Source organism: Armatimonas sp. (assembly GCF_031410135.1).
In the GTDB taxonomy this organism is placed as follows: domain Bacteria; phylum Armatimonadota; class Armatimonadia; order Armatimonadales; family Armatimonadaceae; genus Armatimonas.
This window is the reverse complement of sequence record NZ_JANNYP010000442.1, coordinates 1-20,929: the sequence shown is the minus strand read 5'-3', so window position 1 is coordinate 20,929 and position 20,929 is coordinate 1. Positions and strand designations below refer to the sequence as shown.

Annotated in this window: 18 protein-coding genes; 7 read left to right on the top strand and 11 right to left on the bottom strand. The window is 57.2% G+C overall.

The window, feature by feature from the left end:
- Positions 1 to 10 precede the first annotated feature (10 nt).
- Positions 11 to 3,661 (bottom strand): CHAT domain-containing protein, encoded by a 3,651-nt coding sequence (locus tag RMO15_RS16350; protein WP_309714514.1) that lies wholly within the window; start codon positions 3,659 to 3,661, stop codon positions 11 to 13.
- 256 nt (positions 3,662 to 3,917) lie between these two features.
- On the opposite strand from RMO15_RS16350, the gene RMO15_RS16345 reads away from it, so the two are divergent.
- From RMO15_RS16345 to RMO15_RS16335, 3 genes are read left to right on the top strand one after another with little or no spacing between them, the layout of a single operon-like run.
- Positions 3,918 to 4,244: a hypothetical protein gene (locus RMO15_RS16345; RefSeq protein WP_309714513.1), complete on the top strand. Its 327-nt coding sequence runs from the start codon at positions 3,918 to 3,920 to the stop codon at positions 4,242 to 4,244.
- 19 nt (positions 4,245 to 4,263) lie between these two features.
- Positions 4,264 to 4,596 carry a hypothetical protein gene (locus RMO15_RS16340; protein WP_309714512.1) on the top strand — a complete coding sequence of 111 codons (333 nt, stop codon included), beginning with the start codon at positions 4,264 to 4,266 and terminating at the stop codon, positions 4,594 to 4,596.
- Positions 4,593 to 4,886, top strand: a complete 294-nt coding sequence (locus tag RMO15_RS16335; protein WP_309714511.1) for a hypothetical protein — start codon at positions 4,593 to 4,595, stop codon at positions 4,884 to 4,886. Before RMO15_RS16340 ends, RMO15_RS16335 begins: the two co-directional genes overlap by 4 nt.
- Positions 4,887 to 5,013: 127 nt before the next feature.
- Here the strand turns inward: RMO15_RS16335 and RMO15_RS16330 are convergent, their stop codons facing one another.
- The 3 genes from RMO15_RS16330 to RMO15_RS16320 form a co-directional block, all read right to left on the bottom strand.
- Positions 5,014 to 5,565, bottom strand: a complete 552-nt coding sequence (locus RMO15_RS16330) for a hypothetical protein (protein ID WP_309714510.1) — start codon at positions 5,563 to 5,565, stop codon at positions 5,014 to 5,016.
- A gap of 136 nt (positions 5,566 to 5,701) precedes the next feature.
- Positions 5,702 to 6,793, bottom strand: a complete 1,092-nt coding sequence (gene pelA / locus RMO15_RS16325) for a pectate lyase (protein WP_309714509.1) — start codon at positions 6,791 to 6,793, stop codon at positions 5,702 to 5,704.
- A 17-nt stretch (positions 6,794 to 6,810) separates the two neighbouring features.
- Positions 6,811 to 7,848: a hypothetical protein gene (locus tag RMO15_RS16320; RefSeq protein WP_309714508.1), complete on the bottom strand. Its 1,038-nt coding sequence runs from the start codon at positions 7,846 to 7,848 to the stop codon at positions 6,811 to 6,813.
- A 250-nt stretch (positions 7,849 to 8,098) separates the two neighbouring features.
- Between RMO15_RS16320 and RMO15_RS16315 the strand changes: the two genes are divergently transcribed.
- The gene (locus RMO15_RS16315; RefSeq protein WP_309714507.1) at positions 8,099 to 8,770 is read left to right on the top strand and encodes a hypothetical protein; all 672 of its coding nucleotides are present in this window, start codon (positions 8,099 to 8,101) and stop codon (positions 8,768 to 8,770) included.
- Between the two features lie 6 nt (positions 8,771 to 8,776).
- Here RMO15_RS16315 and RMO15_RS16310 read toward each other — a convergent pair whose 3' ends face one another.
- The 7 genes from RMO15_RS16310 to RMO15_RS16280 all read right to left on the bottom strand — a co-directional run bounded on the left by RMO15_RS16310 (position 8,777) and on the right by RMO15_RS16280 (position 17,869).
- Entirely contained in the window at positions 8,777 to 9,865 is a 1,089-nt protein-coding gene (locus RMO15_RS16310) for a hypothetical protein (RefSeq protein ID WP_309714506.1), read from the bottom strand.
- On the bottom strand, positions 9,862 to 11,313 hold the full coding sequence (locus RMO15_RS16305) for a sodium:solute symporter (protein ID WP_309714505.1): 1,452 nt from the start codon (positions 11,311 to 11,313) through the stop codon (positions 9,862 to 9,864). The genes RMO15_RS16310 and RMO15_RS16305 overlap by 4 nt, the downstream gene beginning before the upstream one ends.
- A gap of 6 nt (positions 11,314 to 11,319) precedes the next feature.
- Complete coding sequence (locus RMO15_RS16300) at positions 11,320 to 12,534, bottom strand: hypothetical protein (RefSeq protein ID WP_309714504.1); 1,215 nt, start codon at positions 12,532 to 12,534, stop codon at positions 11,320 to 11,322.
- The gene (locus RMO15_RS16295) at positions 12,531 to 13,139 is read right to left on the bottom strand and encodes a hypothetical protein (protein WP_309714503.1); all 609 of its coding nucleotides are present in this window, start codon (positions 13,137 to 13,139) and stop codon (positions 12,531 to 12,533) included. Before RMO15_RS16295 ends, RMO15_RS16300 begins: the two co-directional genes overlap by 4 nt.
- A gap of 1 nt (position 13,140) precedes the next feature.
- Complete coding sequence (locus tag RMO15_RS16290) at positions 13,141 to 13,737, bottom strand: PadR family transcriptional regulator (RefSeq protein WP_309714502.1); 597 nt, start codon at positions 13,735 to 13,737, stop codon at positions 13,141 to 13,143.
- Positions 13,738 to 13,905: 168 nt separating this feature from the next.
- Entirely contained in the window at positions 13,906 to 15,039 is a 1,134-nt protein-coding gene (locus RMO15_RS16285; RefSeq protein ID WP_309714501.1) for a DUF3748 domain-containing protein, read from the bottom strand.
- Between the two features lies 1 nt (position 15,040).
- The gene (locus RMO15_RS16280; RefSeq protein WP_309714500.1) at positions 15,041 to 17,869 is read right to left on the bottom strand and encodes an HD domain-containing phosphohydrolase; all 2,829 of its coding nucleotides are present in this window, start codon (positions 17,867 to 17,869) and stop codon (positions 15,041 to 15,043) included.
- A 96-nt stretch (positions 17,870 to 17,965) separates the two neighbouring features.
- Here RMO15_RS16280 and RMO15_RS16275 point away from each other — a divergent pair, with 96 nt between their 5' ends.
- The 3 genes from RMO15_RS16275 to RMO15_RS16265 all read left to right on the top strand — a co-directional run.
- Positions 17,966 to 19,411 carry an FAD-linked oxidase C-terminal domain-containing protein gene (locus tag RMO15_RS16275; RefSeq protein WP_309714499.1) on the top strand — a complete coding sequence of 482 codons (1,446 nt, stop codon included), beginning with the start codon at positions 17,966 to 17,968 and terminating at the stop codon, positions 19,409 to 19,411.
- Positions 19,412 to 19,567: 156 nt separating this feature from the next.
- Positions 19,568 to 20,479 carry a glycoside hydrolase family 18 protein gene (locus tag RMO15_RS16270; RefSeq protein ID WP_309714498.1) on the top strand — a complete coding sequence of 304 codons (912 nt, stop codon included), beginning with the start codon at positions 19,568 to 19,570 and terminating at the stop codon, positions 20,477 to 20,479.
- Between the two features lie 7 nt (positions 20,480 to 20,486).
- A partial coding sequence (locus tag RMO15_RS16265) for a F0F1 ATP synthase subunit gamma (RefSeq protein WP_309714497.1) occupies positions 20,487 to 20,929 on the top strand: 443 nt, incomplete at its 3' end.

Genomic DNA, 20,929 nt, shown 5'->3' with positions numbered 1-20,929 from the left:
TCAAAATATATCATGCATCAGCGTTTTTTTTAGTATCGTCCACTTCACCATCAGACATTGTATAACTAATTATTGACTCACCTTCAGGAGTAAAATTTATACTTATTGTTCTTCTTAATGATGCGTTTGGGTTTGTAATTCGCCATACTGCTTCTTTTATCAACTGAATATTTTTTAAATTTTTAGTTTTCATGACTATAGATTCTGATTTTTCATAAAGCAATAACGCTTTTTCTCTATCTCCACGAGATTCTTCAATTGATCCCATGTTAAAAATCGAAGAATAGTATACATCCATGCTATTATTTTCAGAAATTAAAGCAGATGATTCATACCATTGGTATGCTTCGTCTAAATAATTCTGTTTCTTCTTTATATTGCCTAACTCATTCAGAGCATGTGCTTGAGCATGATTATTATTTGTTTTTTGTGATAATGACAAACACTCACGGAATAATTTTTCCGCATGTGTGCTATCTGTAACATTGCCTCGTTCAATTAACAATTGTCCCAATCGAAGAAGAGATTCAGGAATTCTTCGTATATTATGGAGATGTCGTCTTATTTCTAAACTTTGATGACATAACATTACTGCATCATCAAATTTCCCACATTTTTCTGCTACATGTGACAATGCAAATAATGAAGTTGCAATTTCTGTCTCGTCACCTATTCGTTGCCTTATTTCAAGGCTTTCACGGTAATACCTTTCCACTTCGCCTAAGTTCATCATCGGTTGAGAGAGGAGAAGATTTCCTAGCTGATGTAGTGTGTTTGCAACCCCTGCATCATAACCTATTCGTCTTGAAATTTCAAGACTCTGTAAGTATAGCGCTTTTGATTCAGGAAAATCATGTAAATAATAATAAGCAATGCCCATCTCATGTAATGAGGAGGCTAAATTTAATTCATCACTTATAGACATGTAGTATTCTACTAATCTTTCATGGATTTTTATCTTATTATGAAAATCTCGATAGTAGTATAGGAGAACTGACCGCATTTCCAGACAACGTATCCAAAGATCATTGCGGCTATCTTTTGGTTGCCCATTTGAGTCTTGCACTTCATATTCTAAGTCTAATAAAAGATGTTCTAGTTCTTCTAATCGCCCCTGAGTTGTCCATAGTTTTTCAATTGCAAAAAGAATACCTGAAGTAAATTCATCTCTTCGCATTATCCTTGCGATATTCAATGCTTTTAATAAATTAGATTCTTCATAATCAATAACATTAATAACATCATGCGCATTAGCAGTAAAAGCACTTACAAGATATTCACTGTACTCAGTGTACGATTCTATGAATAATAACTCTAATTTTGGTATATATTTACCAAATCTAGCAATAAGTTTCTCATGAAAAAACCAAGAGAGCGCAGGGTGTATTCTAAAATGAATTCCACCATCTGATCCCATATCCTGCATCAGTCCGATTTCGACAGCAGATGAAAGTATCTGTGTCCACTTTTTTATAGATAATCCACGAAATTCTTTAGGTATACTTGTCGCGCTGGAAATTTGCGCTAGGTTTATTACACTCACAAAACCTTGGAAAAGTCCTACGATGCTTAGACGTGCAATATCTATTGTGCTCATGCTTTCTAGTCGGTACGTCAATGAGGCAGTTAGGGATTTGTCGCGGCCTTGCTCGGTTGTGTCACTCTCCGGTAGGTTCAGGGTTCCTGCTTGCAACCTTGTGAGCAGCACATCTGGCCTCGTTCCATCGGCGAGTACCGGTAACATAACTTGTAGTGCAAGTGGGTTGCCGTTCAAGAATGTGAGTAGTTTATCAAATGAGGGGAGCTTCTTGATCGCCACTTGATTCAGTCCATGTCTCGTGAGAATCGCGCCTGCCATCTCCAGCGCTTCGTGACGCGGCAGGCCACCCAGTGGAACGACGGGGCACGCGGGAACGACGGGCTCGGCCTTGCGGCGGCTGGTGACGAGCACCTTGCTTGCCGCCTTGCGTGTGATGAGATCGCTCAGGAACTCCTTCAGCTCCGCCTGCTCCGTGTCCGTCCACACTGACGGCGTACCGGTCGGGAACCCGCTCACCGGCTCGAAGTTATCGAAGATCACAAAGCAGGGAATCTGCGTGAGCAACGCAACGACTTCTTCACGTTTCTTGCCTTCGTCGTAGTGTTCCCACTCTTCGCCACGCGCTTTCCAGCGCTTGTGGTAGGCACGCCCGATCTCCCCGATCACTGCCGCAAGTGTCTTGTGGTGCTCGAACGAGAAGAAAAACACCGGGCCTTCGAGGGCACCGGTTCGGGCACGCCAGCGGGCGAACGCGGTGGCGGTCGTGGTCTTCCCGACACCTGCCATGCCCCACAGCAGCGCGACCGTGTTGTTCTGAAACGCCCGCTCCAGCTTCAGCGTGATCGTATCGCGCCCATGAAAGCCATACTCGGGCGGCTTGGGGAGCGCGAACTCTGCCGTCTCGTTTGTCGTCTCGGAGCCCGTGCCAGAGCTGCTCGCTGTCTTTGTCAGAGGCGTGACCGCGACACGCTCAAAGAGCACCGGCACCACCCAGTCTTGCAGGTTCTCGTCCGTGCCCAGCGCCGACTTGCGCCTCGGGTTGTCCTTGAGCGCCGCCACCGCTTTTTTGTGGGCACCCGCCAGATCGTCGCCCGCCCGCAAGCGCTCATACAGACTCTTCATAAACGCCGCCGCCGTCTGCACGTATACCGAGTAGCTCATCGCCACCACGCCACACGCCCCCGAGCGCAGCAGCTCATTGCCCAGTGAGACCAGCTCACTTCCCGGATCAACCATCCCCGACTGACAGGCATTGAGCAGCACAATCGGCACCTTCGCCTGCGCCAGCACCCGCCCCAGCCGCTCGCCGGAGATCAGCCCGTCTTCTTCCTGGCCCGACGCCAGCCCGTCCTCAAAGTAGAGCTTCCCGCCCAGCCCCTCTCTTTGGTAGAGCAGGGAGCTGTGTGCCGGAGCGCCTTGAAATGTCCCGTGGCCGTCGAAGTGGAACACATGGTAGTGGTTCGGTTTCTCCTGAAGCCGCCGCGCCAGCTCCGTGAAGGTCGCCGGACGCAGCACCTCGATATTCACGCGCCCCGCCTGATTCTCGAACGCCTCCAGTAAGTGCCGCGCAACCGACTGAAACGCCACGTCTTTCTCGTCATCGGGGCGGCTAATCGCCAGCAGGATATTCAGCGCCGAACCCTGCGGCGGCGGTGCGACCGTATTGGGAATGTTGGGCTCCCCCCGCACAAACGAGTGGGCCTGATAGGCCAGCTCACCGTATGTCAGCCCCGGATCGCGGATCAGCTCCCAAGGCAGCGCAATCCCCCCCGACGTATTTGCCTGCACCACAATCCGCGTCTCGCTCAGCGTATCGCGCACATTTCGGTAGAGATCGTAGGCAGCACGCTCTTTAAAAACTGCCTCAAACAGCCCAGCACTCAGCGTCTCCATCTGCGCCTCGGCTTGCAACGCCCGCTCCCGGTAGACCGCCAGCGGACACTGGAGATACTCCTCCAAGTACCAGCGCAACCGCTCCCGACTCTCGTCGGAAAAATCCAAAACAAACGGAAACGGCCCGACTGTTTCCTGTTGAAACGTCGTCGGGTCTTGATAGATCACCGTAATTGTCGGATTAGTGCCATCGGGCTCGGCGTGGTGGCGAAGAACAAGCTGCTTCATGTCTACGAACTCCTGGTAAAAAGGAAAATTCGCCGCAATAAGTCGGGTTTCCTCTTCGTCAGGCGTGCATCCCCTCGGCAACAGCGCCATTTCTGGGCGCCCTTTGGGCATGGCAAGTGAAGGGGATGTTGACGAGCGCACCAAACCCTTCGCAGGGAGGAACGACCGGTCAGCCGAAGGGTGACGAGCCTAAGCGAGCCGGGATGTAAAAGCGTCTGTAACGTAGCCGTAACGCCACGGGGATAGAGTGCAAGCTATGGAACCTAGACAAGTCTCTCGCCCGGTGCAGCAGCTCGGTGGGCTCTTTATCGCCGCGCTGGGTGCATTTCTCACCTGGCAGGTCTGGCAAGTGGCCCAAACCGGAAAATACTTTATGTCGGTCGGAGCGGCAGGCCCTGCGTTTGCCGTCATGGGCCTCGCGCTCATCGCCTTCCCCGACTCCCGCACCGAGCGGCGAGAGCGCGGCGAGTCTCTGGTCGGGCTAGAAGGCTGGGACTTACTCACGACCCGCTGGCGTATCGTCGCCGGGATCGGAGTTCTGGTGGCTATCGGGTACTTTTTTTACCTAACGAGCGGCATCTGACGCTACAATACTCTCCAGAATGCCCGACAACGAAATCGAACTCTGGGGTGGCTCGTTTCTACACACCCGCATCAAGCTACTTGTGACCCGTCTGCAAGAGCAGACCTGGGAGTGGGCTACCTACCGTCGCTGCGATGCGCTTGTCTCGCTTGATGGCCGACAGCTCACCCCCTACACAGGAGAGCCGTTTGAGCCATCAGAGTTTCAGGTGGTAGAGCATGGCTGGACACACGATCATTGCGGCCTCTGCAACTGGAGCATTGGAGAGAGCGACGATCCTCGCGATGGGACGGGCTACACCGGTGGCAAACGCTGGCTCTGCACGGGGTGCTTCGAGCGCTTCTTCTCATGAGTCTCTTAACCGTTCTGGTCAAGGAAAACAGCGATACCGACGCTGAGCCGCGTTTGCTGGGGCGCTATCTGAGCTGTGAGGAGGCGATTGCGGCGTGCAAGCGGCGCGTGGACGAGTCGCTGGCAGAGCTCTACACGCCGGGGATGAGTGCGGAGACACTGTTTCAGCACTTCAGCCTCTTTGGCGAGGAGGCGTTTGTGGCAGGAGTAGACTTTTCTTCTTGGGACTATGCCCGCTCTCAGTCGGCTGCCTTTGCTGGCGTTTCTGTCACTCGGGGTAGTCTTTCTTGAGGAGCATCACGGGTCAAGTGCCGTACCGCTGGGATTACTCACAACCCGCTGGCGTATCTCGGTTATTTTTTCTACCTAACTGGTGGCATCTGAGCCTACAGTGGCTTCTGACGAAGTCGCTCTGGCCCTAGTAGTAGTAGCCAACAACTCCCTCCCCGCGAGAAGCGGCAAACTCACACCATGCCAGAATCGCCGCCAGCTCTTCGGACTTGCCCTCTGCGGCGCGTAGGGGCACAACGCTTGCCGCCACTGCATCGGCCTTCCAGTGTCCATAGACAGGAAAATCATCGGGAGCGGGGGCATCAATGGGCCTCTCAAATAGGAGTGAGTCCATCTCCACCACTGCCCCCGCAGCTCTGAGCTGCTCCCCGATCTCCTCGCGGAGCCAATCAAACTTGCAGGTATAGAAAAGACTATTGTCAAGAGGTTTTGCGTAGAACTCCACGAGATACTCAAAGGCATAGCCATAGACAAACCCGGGAAGTGTCTTCTCTCCCCCCATAACCAGGTGCCGGATGCCCCCGAAAATCGAAGGCTCACCCCGCTCATTAGAGAGATCCAGATCGCTGTTGCGCCGGATAATCTGTTGTCGGAACCGCCCACTGATACTACGACGTACGGTGTCGTTTCCGGAGCCACACAGAGCCATAACCTTGTCTAAGTCCACGGAGTGAGCCATTAAGCCATATCCCATACCGAAAGGATAGGCCACTCAAGCCGCCATAACCAGTATTAATTTTCACAGGTTCCGCTTCTGCCGAAAGCCCTCGATTCGGTGAAAGGTCAGAGAGGTGGTATCTGAGCTGCTCCGTCGGCTATGCCCGCTGGCGTTTCTGCCACTCGGGGTAGTCTCTCTTGAGGAGCATCGCGGGCCAGGTGCCGTACCAGGGCGTGCCGGTGCGGCGCTCGCGCTCGATCTCGGCGAGGGTGTAGCGCTTGACGGAGTCGCGGCCTGAGAAGATCGGGCGGTTGTTGCCGATCTCGTAGTGCCGCGCCCAGAGCGGTGGCGCGGCGGGGTCTTTGACGACGATCATATCGGTATCGGTGTCGTGGAACTCGAATTTTTCGGGCGGGGCCTTGATCTTCTCAACCCGAATCCCGGTGAGCTTCACCCGAGTAAGCCACGTGGCTCCGTTGGTGATGGCCCCCACGATCCCCGAGCCGGGTTTCTCGAAACGCATCAGAAACCGCAGAATCTCCACGGTATCTTGCGGGCAGATTGAGGCCAGCTCAAACGTCCGGGCGGAAGTGGCCTCGAAGGTCTTTTCGTCGTGCTGCTGGCACCAGCCGGTCTGCTTAATCTGGCACTTCAGGATGCAGGTTACCCCCCGCGCCACGGCTCTGCGGGCTTTGTCGCGCCGCGCTGCATCTAACCAAGCCCAGTGCGGCTGACTCTCCGCGATGTCTTTGAGCAAGTTGAGATTGCCGACCGTCACGCCGTCGTTAAACGTGATGTGCGCGGCGTAGCCTTTTGGGCTGGGCCAAGACTGCGGGAAGCCCCCCACGGAAAGCTCAGTGGAAAAGACAAAGTCCAGGCCACGACAGATCGCAGCGTGCGAGGCGCTATCGCCCAGTAGTGCCGATGCCCGAGCTAAATAATCGAGCTGGGAGTGGATATTGTGGTTGTCAAACGACGTGTCCGTGCGTGTTTTTGTTGCGACAACGGCTTGCTTCTGCGCATCGGTGAGGATCGCCGCCATGTCAAAGTCGCAGGGCCAGCCACCATTTTCACGCTGAAAAAGTAAGATATTCAGGGCGATCTCTCGAACTTGAGCCGGCGAGTAGCTTGGCTGCTCGGGGCTTGTGGGCAGGATCACGCGGTCTTTCTTGATCTTGCGCCAGTGGCTCGCGCTATCACGAAAGCCATCCAGCGAGAGGGACGGAAATTGGGGCTGACACAGACTCATGGTTTTCTCACGATACTTTATTTTGGGATGCGGGGCGGTAGGGACTCAAGCAGGCCAAGAGTTGCCCAGCAGGTTCCCCAGTAGGTCGCTGTGGCCTCGATAAACTCCCGACGTACTTTTTTCGTGCCTTTAACGGGCCAGGAACCCTCTTCTCGTTGCGTCTTTTGGAGGAAATAAACGGCTCGCTGAATGGATTCGTGATCGCGGCTTACTCCCTCGCGGAGCAATGCATAAAGTACAATGCCTGTCCCGAGTGCATCGCTTTCGTCGGTAAGAAGCCACCCCCACCCGCCCTCTTTGTGCTGGCTCTGAAAAAGCTTCTCACGGCAGGTACTGGCGACTTTTTCTTGCCCACGCCCACGTGCCCACATCATTTTTACGGCCCACCACTCGGTAGACTCACCCACCGTTGTCTCCTTGAGCCAATCTGCCCCTTTTTTATCCGCTGCCCGCACGACTGCGTCGTCCTGCGTCTGGGCTGCGTTTAGTGTTAGGAGTGTCCACATCGTCGTTGCTTCGTCGGTCTCACGGAGGGAGCGCTTCTGGCCTGGTAGCTGCCCGCCCGCCTTCCAGCTCCCATCGGCTTGCTGTCCTTCAAGAAGGTGGGAGCGCATCGTGAGCGCCCACTGCTTCTCCGTGTCGCTGATCGGCTTCAACGGTTCGGGGCGTCCCAAGAGCAACTGACTCACAACATCGGGACTGCGTTGGAACGCCTTATGAGCGGGTTCATCCTTAAAATCCTTGTTGTCCACTCCCTGAATGTTGCGAAAATCCCGTGCCCATGCGTTCCACGTGGTCAGTGCCTCCGTATTGATGGTGAACCCACGCTCGGCGGCAGTGTTCAGCGACCACACCATAAAAGTCGAGTGGTGGCATGTCACGCATTTCTTGTCCTTCATCCAGTTGACACCCTGCTTCTCGATAAACGGCAGTGCGCGCTCAATCGTAGCCCGAGTCGTTTGTTTGTGGGGCAGCTCTTGGGAGTGGGCAAGAAGTAGCGAACCAAAAAACAAGGTGGGCAAGAAAACTCCAACCAGACTCTTTCGAAACAACATAGGGGCAGTGTAACAAAAAATGGCCCCGATTCCCAACGGTCTCATGGCCCCTGAATTTTCAATGGCCTGAAAGGCCATCTCTGGGCCGCGCTCTGCGCGAAGCGGGCCGAGCCCGCCGAGACACGGGGCCTTTCAGGCCTCGGCAAACCATTCGTGAAAAAGGCTCTAATGTTTTTGTATTTTTTTCCCACCTCATGAATTCTTCATGTTATTGAGGCATACTCTTAGCCTAAGAAGGAAAGTAACTACTATGAAAAACATCACGAAATCCGGTTTTGGTTTGATTGCTCTGGTGGCACTGAGCGGCTGTGGTGGCGCGGGTGCAGGCACGAGCCTTGAGAGCATCTCGAACTTGCTGAGTCTAGACGGCGGCGAGCTCGTTGGAATTTCTCGTGCGGCGAGCACAGGAGCCGTGACGGTCGAGCAGACACACACACGCACCTTTGAGGATCGCACCATTGGCGGGCCTCCTAGCGGCGTGGGGGGCAGGCCCGGTGGCATCGGCGGACCGGGCGGGCCTCCTCGTGGCACAACGCGCTGGAACGTGGCGCAGGGCGTGGGCCGGGCTGTGAAGGTGAGCGTCCCTGAGGGAGCTACCCTGCCCGCGTCGTTTACCCTGAGCAATATCGAGATGAGTATGCGCGTCACCGATGGTGAGCGGGTGGCGGAGCGAACCACCACGATTGCCGGGCCGGTTACGCTCACGCGCGTGGGTGAGACCAGCTCCTACACGGCCAGCGCAGAGCTGACACCTGAGGCAAGCTTCACAGAGGGCTCGTTTGAGACACTCCACGCGATCATCACGACCGCGCCGTCTCCCAATACCTCCACGGCCACCCTGCGCTACGATGCCAGCGCCGAGCTACCCGCCGGAGCCAAGCTACGCTTTGGCCTAGAGCGCGGCAAGGCTCAGATGAAGTAGGCTCTCCTAAGCCCGCTCACTGCCGACCTTCTGCCGGAACCCTGTGATCCGGTGGAAGGTCAGGAAGTTCGCATCGTGGCTACGATAGGCACCACCTGTCTCGTCGTCGTAGGCCGTGCGGCAGGCAGCGATAATATCCTCACCCTCAAAGAGCCACTCGACATACTGAAAGCCGTGGTAGATCGTATCGGGATGTGAGAGGATCACGGAGCGCACCTCCCAGTCACGCAGGTTAGTGGAGCTGGTGAGGGCGAGGGTGTTGCGAATCTTAGCGGGATTCGGCGCACGGAATTTTTCGATGACGATGCTCGCGAGGCTCCAGTAGCGCTTACTTTTCTTATCCCAGCGAATGGCGAACTTCTTTGCGCCGCCCGGAAAGGCAAAAAAGCCTGTCACCGGATCGAAGCTCGCTGTCTTTCCATCCTCGGAGATCTTCACCCACGCCGCTTTCTCCTCGGGGGACTTTGTCTGGACCCGCAGAATATCCACCAGCGAGCCGTCCGGTGCGACGACCACATTACCCTCCAGCCACGCGCCCATGTCGCCACCGTTCCAGCTTCGGTCACTGGGCAGAAAGTTGGTTGCACTCCAGTTTTTCGGCTCCATCAGGTCGGCATTTATGGAAACCGAGAGCACACCTGCGCAGTAGTTTATCCCCCAAGCCAGCGGCGGGTTGCGCCACTCAAATGCCCGCCAGAGCCGCCCCTTGTGCAGGGTAATCGGCATGGGAGCGCAGTGGTACTCGCCCTCGTTGCGCAAGACCACGCTGGTCCAGCTCACACCACCATCGGTGGACTTGTGGAGCATCACATTGCCGTGGTGCCGATCCGTGCCGAGTAAGTACAGCGCTTTTTTGTGCACAAACAAGTTCGACCAGAACGCCCCGTTAATCGTCGCGATCCTCTCCCAGCTCTTGCCCTTGTCCTTGGAGCGGAAGACATGCGAGACGGCTTTGGTGTGCTCGGTGCTCTTGGGGCCAAATTCATCATGGCTGGCGACATAGGTGCCATCGGGAAGAACGGCTAGGCCAGGCGAGCCGACATAGATGCCCGTGCTGGCGGGGATATGGTCAATCACGACTCCAGGGACACTCATTTTGAGGATTCCTTTCGCTGGGCGAGTAAGGCTCCCAGCACAACAATGGTCAGTGTACCGGCGGTGAGGGTGAGCAGGGTGTGAAGCGGCGCTTGGGGCAGGCTTACAGGCCAGTAGGGCTTTTGCGAAAAGCTCACCCAGATACTCACTAAGGCTCCAATAATGGTGGCGGGAAGGGCTGCCGAGCCCTGCGCCTTGGGCACCAGGCGATCCAGTAAGAACAGCCCCAGCATGCCGCCTGAGAGCACGCCCGCCAGGTCCCACCAGACATCCAGCGCCGTCTTCACCGAGATCATCGCAATGGCGGCGATAACGCTCAGGAGCCCGAAGCCGACCGCGGCGATGCGAAGCATCTTGAGCTTCTCGGCCTCGCTGGCACTCTCGCGCTTGGCCCAGAGATCGTGGACAAAGAGGGTGGCGGAGCAGTTGAGATTGGAGTCCATCGCGGCGGCGCAGACCGCCGCCAGTACCAAACCCTTGAGCCCGACGGGGAGCTGTGTCTGGATAAACCAGGGAAAGACCGCATCGGGCTTGGTGCCAGGTGGCAGGGCGCTGGCATGAGCCTGGTAGAACGCCCAGAGCGCCGTCCCGATGAAGAAAAATAGCGCCGCGATCGGGATATAGAGCAAGCCCCCTAGCCAGACACTCCGGGCGGCATCGCGGTCTGCCTTTGCGGTGAGGTAGCGCTGGACATAGGCCTGGTCCACCCCGAAGTTCTGGAGGTTGATCGCCATGCCATAGATGAGCACCACCCAGAAGCTGGAGCTCGCAAAATCCGGCGCGAGGCTCCCCAGCGAGAATTTATCGGCAGCGACTCCCTGGCTCACGACGGCTCCAAAGCCTCCGGGCACGCCCGCTAAGATAACCCCAATACAGACCAACGGCCCCACAATCATCACAATAGCCTGCACGACTCCAGTCCAGATCACGGCCTCGGTGCCTCCCAGCATCGGGTAGATCGTCACCAGTAGCCCGAGCAAGAGAATTAGTACCGGAAGTGGCAGGCTGCCGACCAGTGGCTGGAGCGCCAAGGAGAGCAAGTAGAGAATCGTCCCTAGCCGCGCGACCTGCACCAGCAAAAAGCACATCGTCGCATAGACCCGCGCCCAGCGCCCGAAGCGCTTCTCGAAGCGCTCGTAGGCGGAGATCTGCTCCCCCGCACGGTAGAGAGGGACAAAGTACTTAGCCGCCAGCCAGCAGGCCAGCGGCAAGGAGAGCGCAAAGGCAAATGGGTTCCAGTTACCATTGTAGCTCTTACCGGGGTTAGCCAGAAAGCTAATGGAGCTCACGTAGGAGCCAAAGAGTGAGAGCCCGACTGCCCACCCTGGAAGCGAGCGCCCGGCGGCCATGAACGCCGTGCTGTCTTTGTTCTTTCGCAAGAAAAGACAGCCATAAAATGTTGTTGCAAGTAAATAGCCAACCAGAACCACCCAGTCCAGTGCGCTCATACTCTCCTAGTTCGGCAGGAGGAGGAGATTGCCCTGCTTAACACGGAGTGCGATGGTCTTGAGGTTGGCCAGCTCTAGAAGAGGGTTCTTCTCCAGCACTAAGAAACTTGCTTCGTAGGCGTCATTGAGCTGACCAATCTTTCTGCCGGGGAAGATGGCTTGCGGCGTGGCTGTCCACCAGGTTCTCAGCACCTCGGGGAGCGAGAAGACCCCCAGTCCCAGGAGGTACTCAGCCTCGGGCCAGGCTGTCGTGGCGTAGCTGTCCATTCCGATTGTCACAGGAACACCATGGCGCTTGAGTAGGGCAAGGTTGCGGCGCTGAACCGCACGCACGCGCTCCAGTGACGCTGCATCCGGGGCGTAGCCCTTGGCAATGGCGACTGTCGGGTTGACAATAATTCTGCGACGAGCGGCCTCACGAACATCGCGCTCGTCTAAGAGATAGGGTGCTGCGTCGTCTTTGCCCATGCCGTAGCCCGGTAGGTGCGCAAAGCCATCAATCCCGGCCTCAACTCCCACATGGAAGTCGTAGGCGGTATCCACGTGAAGCCAGACCCGCAGGCCGATTTTATGGGCACGGGCGACCACTTCCGGCAGAAGCACCGGGTCGAGACCATAACCACCGGGGACTTGCTTGGCGAATCTCTCTTTGTGACGCTCACCGTTGGAGAGCATCACTTTCAAAAAATCCGGGCGGCGCTTCTCGTACTGTGGCCAGACTTTGGCGAGCATGGCGGCATTGTCGGCGAAGATATAGGCATCGCCCTCGGCTTTGCGCAGGTCGCGGATCTTCTCCGCAACTCCTGACTCGCCCTGGTTAAACAGACCGTTGGCCAGCGCCTCGTAGACAAAAAACGGGTGCCCAAGAGTGCTTGTCAGAGACGCATCCGCCCAGGTCACATCCACAGAGTCTGGGCGGTTCAGCCGGAGCGCCACACTCGGGTCGCGTCGGTTTGCCGCGCTGTTGCCGGTATTCTGGGCGTAGAAAATCCCCTCGGTGAGATAGCGCTTCGTCAACTCCGCGATGGTTCGAGCGCTGTCAAAGTGGTGACAGTGGGCATCGCCCAGCGGCGGCACCACAAAGCCACCCGCCAGATCAAGCGTCTCCGTTGGCACAGACGGCTTGCGGCGCGTGAGAAGCCCTCCCACGCAGTGAACAGTCTCTGGGCGAAAGCCCCTACCATCCCACCAGAGCCCGTTACGCAGCGTCAAGTCTCTCATCGCACCTCCAAGCTTCCGTTGAAGGCGCTCAGACGAACCCGATGGGTTGCTCGTCCAAGGCGCGCCTCGGCTCGTCGTTTTGGCTCACGCCAGGAGAAGAGTGGCTCTGGCAGGAGGAGCTTACCGTTGTAGGTCTTTGCCTCGATCACTTGGTCGGCCCCACGGGTTAGGGAAAACTGCAGGCGTCCATTGTGGGTTGTTGCCTCTATCTCCCCCAGAAGCTCCATCAGCTCCAGGCTCGCGTTATGGCTCAAGATCGTCAGCCGCGCCGACGAGGGAACAGACACCTGGATGTGGGTAAGAGCGGGCCAGAACGGGCGTCCCGGGCCATCGCGTCGCCAGTCGTAGGTGCTGGCATCCGTGTAGCGCTCGCGCACCCGGAGCAGAACGTGTGTGGGGTGGGCGGAGAACTCAGGGAGCACCTCCGCCAGCTTCTCTTTCTTATCTGCGCGGACAACAAGCTCGACCGCGACTTCTGGTCGCTCCCAGCCCTGCACCACGATGGCACCATTGTCGGCCTGTAGCGTCACCTCTCCGCTTGGTGGAAGGGGGAAACGCCGACTCAGTGTCTGCTTAAACGACAGTGTGGGGATCTGACTTTGCATCTTATTCGTTCCTCTCTCGTGGCCGTTTGGGCCAGCTTGCAACCGTGGCAATAACTCCTTGAAGCCACTCGCGCTCAAAGGCGATTCGTCCAAAGCTATGCGCGACCCCGGCCTCGACCCAGGGAACCTCGCGCAGGATACGGTGAAGCTCGCTCTCGCCAGGCACTTGCCGCGCTTGCTGATAGCCTTCGATAGATTTTTCTAAATAATGATAGCGTGGCTCCAGCGCTACCAGCCGCTCCGTAAGCAGGGAAACGCGCTCGTCGGGAGGGAGCTGATCGATGAAGGCGAGGGCCATGTCTAGGTCACGCGTCTCGGGGTCGGCGGTGCGGCAGGTATGGCGCAGGAGCGTCAAAAACGCCTCCTCACCTTTTTCGGTGATGCGATAGACCGTGCGTGGCGGGCGGTTGCCGTCCTGCTCCAGCCGTAGCTCGACAATCAGCTCGTCTTCCTGGAGCTTGCCGAGCGCATGGTAGATCGAGCCAAAGCCGATCTTTGCCCAGCGCTCGATCCCCCAGAGTTTGGCGACCTCTTTGATCTCATAGCCGTGGGTATCGCGCAGAAAAATCAGCCCTAGCGTAAAAAGTTTTACTGACATCTTGAATACTCAAATTTGAGTATATCGCAGTTCCCGCACTTGTCAAATCCGCCGCCGGTTGGAAACCGGCGTCTGCAATAGCCTTCGGCTGCGAAGCCCGTGCCGGGCTGGGCAATAGGGTCGGTAGCCCGGCACGGGCTTTGCGACACGCAGTGCCACGGTTGACGCCTAATTCGATTGGGCGACACAGATCTGATTGCAGCCGTTGCGATGCCGCAGAAAGGCGACTTGCTTACCGTTGGGGGAAAAGACGCAGGCGAGGGCCAGTGGCGCGACGTTTGTCTTTTTCGTCAGGCGGCGTAGCTTGCCCGTCTCGGCATCTATGGCCATCACGCTCCCGTCGGCGAGGGCGGCGATGCAGGAGCCGTCGGGGTGCCAGGTAAAGGCGGAGGCAATCGGGAATTTGTTGCGCGTGAGCTGCCGAAGTGCGCCCGTAGTGGGAGAGACGAGCCAGAGCTGGACTATTCCCGTGTCGTCGGCCATGAGAAAGGCGAGCTGGCTACCATCGGGCGACGAGCGTACCCAGTGGCGCGGGGTTAGTGCGACCCCGTTTTTGGTGTGGGTCAAGCGGCGTTGTGTGGGCTTCTGGCTCTCAAGCCCCTCGGCCAGAAAGACCTCGATACGGCCATCTTCCAGCTCCCCCAGAAACGCCAGGGTGCGGGAGCTTCCTACCCAGCCCTCTTCGAAAGCGCGACGTAGCTCGTCGGTGCCGGGCTTGGGATTTGGGGTGCTCTTGGTTGCCAGAAACGAGAAGTGCGTGCCATCGTGGTTGCGCGGGTGGGTCTTTGGCACCGAGACGGCTTTCGGGAAGCAAACCCCGACCTCGCGCACACCGCTGTTCGCCAAAGCGTCGTTGTAGGTGTAGCTCAGCCAGTCGCCCTTCGGGTGCCAGATATGGACGTGCGAGCCGCCGCGCAGCGCCCCGAGCGTTCCTGGCGGCGTGAGATCGCGTGCATCCAGTGGAAGAGAAGCCAGCGTGTCGGTATTGACCATCATCCCCTGCCGGTGCGAGATGCCGTAGCTCCAGTCAGTTGTGGGATTTTCCGGGCCCTGGATAAAGACAATCTTATTCTCACTCGGATGGTGCGTCCCCACCCCGACATACGCCCCGTTCTTCGCCTCAAAAAGCCGCTGCACCTCGCCGGTCTTCACCCGAACCCGCTCGATAAAATTCCCATCGAAGACCGAGCCGTCGCGATCGGAGCGTGTGTCGTAGACCAGCCACTCCGAGTCGGGTGACCAGACGTTTGTATTGGTGAGAATCCGCCCTCCGGGGCCATGGGTGACTTGTTGCTCTGGCATCTCAGAGCCCTGAGGTATCAGCCACAGGCAGCGTCTCACGTTGGCACTGCAAAAAAAGCCTAACGACAGCAGGATCCCACTGAACTGCCGCACCTTCCTCCAGGATATCTAGGGCACGCGACGCCGGCATTCCTTGGCGATACGGACGATCTGTGGTCATTGCGGAGAAGGCATCCGCCACGGCCATCAAGCGTGCGACCAGAGGTATTTCTTCCCCGGCAAGCCCATCAGGATAGCCCTTTCCATCCCAGCGCTCATGGTGATAGCGAATGGCCGGGAGCGTCTCCTCAAGCCCAGGAACTGCCGCGACAATCACAGCCCCCATGACCGGGTGCTGCTGAATGGCCCCTAGCTCCTCGTAGGTGAGGGCACCCGGCTTACGCAGGATGGCATCGGGCACTCCGATCTTTCCCACATCATGTAGGAGCGCTGCCACGGCCACATTCTGCAGCGTGGCCTCATCCAGGCCAAGAAGCCGTGCAAGCTGGATACTATACATCAGAACATCTTCGGAGTGGTGCTTGGTGTAGCGATCTTTGTTGTCTACTGCGGTTACCAAGGCATCTAGCATCGAGAAGCCTTGAAAAGTACTGCCTGCCCGCTCCCGTGTGAGCGTCGCAGCATTGTCTCTCATGCCCCCTGTCTTCGCGTGGCGCAGGCGCTCGTCGGCCAGTCGGATCGCATCGTGCCAGTCGGGAACGGGTGCAAACGGCTCCAGGGGGGTTGGGGGGAAGATCGCCACTCCCAGGGAGACGGTGATCGGGATCTGCGTTTGTTGGTGAGGAGGCTGAAACGAGAGCTTAAGCTGCGAGCGAAGGCGTGTCTCTAAGTCGGGGAGGGCAGCGGCCTCAATCCCCGGCAAGAGAAGCGCAAACTCATCTCCTCCAAAGCGCGAGATCGCGTCGTACATACGACAGATCTCACGCAGGCGCTGCGCCACCAAGCAGAGCACCTCATCGCCGATAACATGGCCGTAGACATCGTTGAAGAACTTGAAGTTGTCTAGATCCATCATCACCACGGCGAGCGTGCTCCCTTCCCGCTGAGCACGTGCCACTTCTTCCTCTAGGCGCTTATGGAAGACTCGGTGATTGAGGAGTCCGGTAAGCGGGTCGTGGTCAGCGCTCTCCTGAAGGGCAGCTTCATGGAACTTGAGCTGGGTGACGTCCGTACAGACCCCTACCGCTCGCCAGCGGCCCAGAGCAAGTGTCTCGACCTCAACATCCTCCTTGAGCCAGACCACGGTGCCATCGTTTCGCCGACAGCGGAACTCCTGGCTGTAGTCCTGTCCGGCGCGAATCGTGATGGCGGAAGTTCGATCGAGTCCAGGCCAGTCCTCCTCAATCCGACTCGCAATCCAGGCTTCTGTGTAGGACTGTCCGGGTGCCTGCACGACAGGCAGAAAGTCCGCCGCCGCTGCCTCATTGGAGACATGGAGCTGCCAGTTAAGTCCTTCTCCCTCATCGGTAATGGTTGCGTGCCAGAGCAGGCAGTGTGCTCCGGTCATCAGGTACTGAAAGTCCGTTTCGATCTGTTTCTGGGGCGTGATATCTGTGCAAACACCAATGACCCTCCAGAGTCGGTCACCCAGAACCTGGACTTTGACATCCTCCTTGATCCATCGCAAAGAACCATCCTGAAGGTAACAGCGAAACTCCTGTGAGTAGCTCTCTCCCAGACGAAGCTTTTGATGGCTCAGCTGATTCGTACGCACACGATCCTCTGGATGGCGCGCCCAGTACCAAGACGGTGTAAAGCTGCTCTCCGGAAGGATAACGATGGGAAGAAAGCGGTACGCCGCAGCTTCGTCCTGAAAGTGGATATCCCAGTGAAGCTGGGTCTCTCCTCGGTCTTCAACCGTTCCTGACCACAGTAAACAGTGAGCATGGCTCACAATCGTGCGCAAGTCACTTTCCGTCTCAAGTCGGGAGCGTTCTGACTCAATGCGCGCCTGCTCGGACTGAATGCGCTCGATTGCAACCGACGCCAGTGCACTGGCCGCACGAATGGTCGCGATCTCCATCTCACTGGGAGAACATACCTGGTAGTGGTAAATGGCAAATGTCCCCAGAACCTTCCCCAGCGAACTAAAAATCGGCTCCGACCAGCATGCTCGCAGTCCTGTAGGAAGAGCGATATCGCGGTACTTTTCCCAGAAAGGATGGGTTTGAATATCCTCAACAACAACACGCTGTCCCAGAGAGGCGGCAGCTCCACACGATCCCTCTTCAGGGCCAATAGCAAGCCCGTGGATCGCATCATTGAAGGCATCAGGCAGGCTAGGAGCCGCTCCCAGAAGCAAGTGAGTCCCATCAGAGTCAAGAAGAAGAATGCTGCATAAAGTTCCGGGATTTCGCGCCTCAATACTCAGGACAATCGCCTGGAGTACATCAGAGAGAGGTGCCCCACCAGCAACGAGGGCAAGGTTATGGAGATCTCGTGTCGCAATCGCCTTTTGTTCGGTAATATCAGTCCGAATAGAGATGTAGCGACAGGGTCCCTGCTCGCTGTCTTGAAGAGGCACAATAGTGGTGTTCTCCCAATAAAAAGAGCCATCTTTAGCCCGATTTCGGAGCTCACCCTGCCAGATATTGCCTGCCGCAATGGTTGCCCAAAGCTCGTGAAAAAAATCTTTGGTATGGTATCCCGAGTTAATGATCCTGTGATCCTGACCAAGAAGCTCTTCAGAGGAGTACTGTGAAAAGGCACAGAACCTACCATTGACATAGATAATGATGCCTTGGCTGTCTGTCATTGCGACGCTGGCGTGAACATTGAGCGCTTCCTCAATATCGCTCCAAGATCGACTTTGTTGTGCGAGCGTTTTCATTCTTTTGGCAGGATACCCGCAACAAGGACATTGGAGCAAGATTGAGAGAGCTTTACAACACCAGAGTGGTCGCGTAAATCCAGGTACAATACCCACATGGACCCGCGTTTTATCAACCGCCTCAAGGATATTGTCGGAGAAGATGGTATCCGCCTCGCCGATGCGCAGCGGGAGGCCTATGCCTCTGATGCCTACACACTTGCCAAGGCTCGCCCCGGTGTGATCGTGTTGCCGCGCCTCACGGACCAAGTCGCTGCGATTGCTAAGCTCTGTAAAGACTTCAGCGTGCCAATGGTGCCCCGTGGCGCAGGAACGGGCCTAGCAGGCGGGGCGATGGCCTATGAAAACGCGGTGCTACTCTGCCTCTCGCGGATGAACGCCATTCTCTCGGTGGATATTCCCAACCGGCGCGTCCGGGCGCAGGCGGGCGCGGTCAATACCTACCTGAGCAAGGCCGTGGCGAGCGAGGGCTATCACTACGCCCCCGATCCCTCGTCGCAGGGGGCTAGCACCATCGGGGGAAATATTGCCAACAACGCAGGCGGGCCGCACACGCTGAAATACGGTGTGACGGTCAACCATATTCTCGCGGTTCAAGTGGTCTTACCTGATGGCCAGATCATGGAGCTAGATGCCAGCGACCACGGCTACGATCTGATCGGGGTGTTGGTGGGCTCCGAGGGGACGATGGGAATTATCACGGAGGCGACGGTCAAGATTGTCCCCAACCCGGAGGCGATTCGCACGCTTCTGGTGGTCTGCGACTCCGTGCTCACCGCCACCAACCTCATCTCCGCCATAATCGCTGCGGGCATTGTCCCCGCCGCGCTGGAGATGATTGACCAGACCATTCTGCGCGTCGTCGAGGAAAACTACAAGCTGGGCCTGCCGATTGATGCGGGGGCGGTGCTCTTAGTCGAAGTAGATGGAGCTGCCGTTGGGATTGAAGCACAGGCGGAGCGAGTCGAGTTGCTCTGTCGTGATGGCGGGGCGCTTCGGGTGGAGGTTGCCAGCGATCCCGCCGAACGCGCCAAGCTCTGGACGGCACGTAAAAAAGCGGTCGGCTGTCTGGGTAGGTTGGCACCGTCGCACGCCACGCAAGACGGGGTCGTGCCACGCACCAAGCTCCCGATTATCCTCAAGGAGATCGAAGAAATTGCGGCGAAACATAACCTTAAGATCGCCAATGTCTTTCATGCGGGCGATGGCAACTTGCATCCCGTGGTGCTCTTTGATGAGCGCGATCCCGACGAGGTCAAGCGCGTCTTAGAGGCAGGAGCCGATATCTTGCGTGCTTGTGTCGCGGTTGGTGGCGCACTGACGGGCGAGCACGGGATCGGTCTCGAAAAACAAGAGTTTATGGACATGATGTTCACCGAAGACGACATTGATACGATGCTACGTCTCCGCTCCGTCTTCAACCCCGAGGAGCTACTCAACCCCGGCAAGCTCTTCCCTGTCGGCGGCAACTGCTGCCCCCATCTCCCCCGCGCCGATGGAGCCAAGCTCGCCGGAATCGCGGCAAAAGCATCGGGAATCTAGCACCGCCCGTTGGAGGAGCGGTGCTGGAGAGCTAAAGCTACGAAGGGCGTGCCGCCCATAAATCCGAATATTCTGTATGGCCGGAACGGCCTTCGCAGCGGAGGCACGACGCTCTCCAGTCCTGCCCCTCCAACGGGCGGGACGAAAGGCAGATAGATGAGTATTCTCTTAGGCTACTACCCCGACTGGGTGGAGGCGATGCCACCCGCAAAAGTGCCCTACAAGCGCTACACGCATCTGACACACTCTTTTGCGCTCTTCAACACCGACGGCACGCTCAAAACTCCTAGCGGTGCAGCAGAGTTCTGCAAGCGGGCAAAGGCGGCCAAAGTGGTTCCGATTCTGGCCGTCGGTGGGGCGGAGAGTGGCCCTGCCTACGCCAAAGCCGACACGGAGACGCTCGCCCGCCACATCGTGGCTATGGTTGAGAAAAACGGCTACGGTGGCGTCGACATTGACTGGGAGTTCCCCGACACGGTAGGTGCCCCGCAAAAGCTCGTCGTGCTGGCGCAAGCACTCCGCAAGCGCCTACCCAAAGCTCTACTCACCGCCGCTGTGCCCGGCTCCGAGTGGAACGGCAAGCACTACGATGTCAAGGCACTCCTACCACTTTTAGACTACGTGAACATCATGGCCTACGATTTCGCCGGGCCGTGGAGCCTTGAGTCGGGCCATAATGCACCGTACAGCTTCTGTGAGTCGTCCATTGCCTACTGGATCAAGCGCGGCTGGCCCGCAAAAAAGCTCCTACTCGGGCTGGCAAGCTATGGGCGTGGCTTCAAGGCACGCAGCTTTGGCGAGAAAACCGCTGGAAAGTCCACACACGAGTACACCGGCTACACGGAGATTCTGCCGCTCCTGGCAAAAGACTGGAAGAAGCAACGAGACTCGAAAGAGCGTGTCCCCTATCTTGTCTCCTCCAGCGGCGACGAGCTCATCTCCTACGACGATCCTGAATCCATCACACTCAAGGCGACACTGGCCAAAAAATCGGGGCTAGCAGGCTGCTTCTTCTGGGAAATCACCCAAGATGATGGCACACTCGCTGCGGCAACTATGGTAAAATAGGGCCGCTATGCCCTCCATGCGTCAGATTCGCGGTCGTATTCGCACCGCCAAGAACATTCAGCAGATTACCAAGGCCATGAAGATGGTCGCCGCTGCCCGTCTCAAGCGTGCCCAAGACCGTGTGGTCTCTGCCCGCCCCTATGCCAACAAGATGAAGGAAGTCATGGGCTCCCTCAGCAAGGCTGGTGCGGGAAGCATCACCCATCCGCTTTTGGAAGTGCGCGAGCCCGTAAAAGTCGGGATAGTGGTGATCAGCGCCGACCGTGGCCTCTGTGGCTCGTACTCCACCAACCTGCTGAAAAAAGTTCAGGAAGTGCTACGAACCGGTGGCCTCAACGGGGGAGCCGTCACCCCAGAGACGACCAAGCTACTGCTTGCAGGTCGCAAAGTGCAGACCTACTTCCGTCGCCGCCCCTATGCCATCGCCGGGGAGTTCGTACTCAATATGAC

Excerpts from the sequence above, each read along its gene's own strand:
- RMO15_RS16350 (WP_309714514.1), bottom strand. The coding sequence starts at position 3,661 with ATGAAGCAGCTTGTTCTTCGCCACCACGCCGAGCCCGATGGCACTAAT.
- RMO15_RS16310 (WP_309714506.1), bottom strand. The coding sequence starts at position 9,865 with ATGAGTGTCCCTGGAGTCGTGATTGACCATATCCCCGCCAGCACGGGC.
- RMO15_RS16275 (WP_309714499.1), top strand. The coding sequence starts at position 17,966 with ATGGACCCGCGTTTTATCAACCGCCTCAAGGATATTGTCGGAGAAGAT.
- RMO15_RS16345 (WP_309714513.1), top strand. The coding sequence starts at position 3,918 with ATGGAACCTAGACAAGTCTCTCGCCCGGTGCAGCAGCTCGGTGGGCTC.
- RMO15_RS16280 (WP_309714500.1), bottom strand. The coding sequence starts at position 17,869 with ATGAAAACGCTCGCACAACAAAGTCGATCTTGGAGCGATATTGAGGAA.
- RMO15_RS16330 (WP_309714510.1), bottom strand. The coding sequence starts at position 5,565 with ATGGCTCACTCCGTGGACTTAGACAAGGTTATGGCTCTGTGTGGCTCC.
- RMO15_RS16320 (WP_309714508.1), bottom strand. The coding sequence starts at position 7,848 with ATGTTGTTTCGAAAGAGTCTGGTTGGAGTTTTCTTGCCCACCTTGTTT.
- RMO15_RS16315 (WP_309714507.1), top strand. The coding sequence starts at position 8,099 with ATGAAAAACATCACGAAATCCGGTTTTGGTTTGATTGCTCTGGTGGCA.
- RMO15_RS16285 (WP_309714501.1), bottom strand. The coding sequence starts at position 15,039 with ATGCCAGAGCAACAAGTCACCCATGGCCCCGGAGGGCGGATTCTCACC.
- RMO15_RS16335 (WP_309714511.1), top strand. The coding sequence starts at position 4,593 with ATGAGTCTCTTAACCGTTCTGGTCAAGGAAAACAGCGATACCGACGCT.
- RMO15_RS16340 (WP_309714512.1), top strand. The coding sequence starts at position 4,264 with ATGCCCGACAACGAAATCGAACTCTGGGGTGGCTCGTTTCTACACACC.
- RMO15_RS16270 (WP_309714498.1), top strand. The coding sequence starts at position 19,568 with ATGAGTATTCTCTTAGGCTACTACCCCGACTGGGTGGAGGCGATGCCA.
- RMO15_RS16295 (WP_309714503.1), bottom strand. The coding sequence starts at position 13,139 with ATGCAAAGTCAGATCCCCACACTGTCGTTTAAGCAGACACTGAGTCGG.
- RMO15_RS16305 (WP_309714505.1), bottom strand. The coding sequence starts at position 11,313 with ATGAGCGCACTGGACTGGGTGGTTCTGGTTGGCTATTTACTTGCAACA.
- RMO15_RS16290 (WP_309714502.1), bottom strand. The coding sequence starts at position 13,737 with ATGTCAGTAAAACTTTTTACGCTAGGGCTGATTTTTCTGCGCGATACC.
- RMO15_RS16300 (WP_309714504.1), bottom strand. The coding sequence starts at position 12,534 with ATGAGAGACTTGACGCTGCGTAACGGGCTCTGGTGGGATGGTAGGGGC.
- pelA (WP_309714509.1), bottom strand. The coding sequence starts at position 6,793 with ATGAGTCTGTGTCAGCCCCAATTTCCGTCCCTCTCGCTGGATGGCTTT.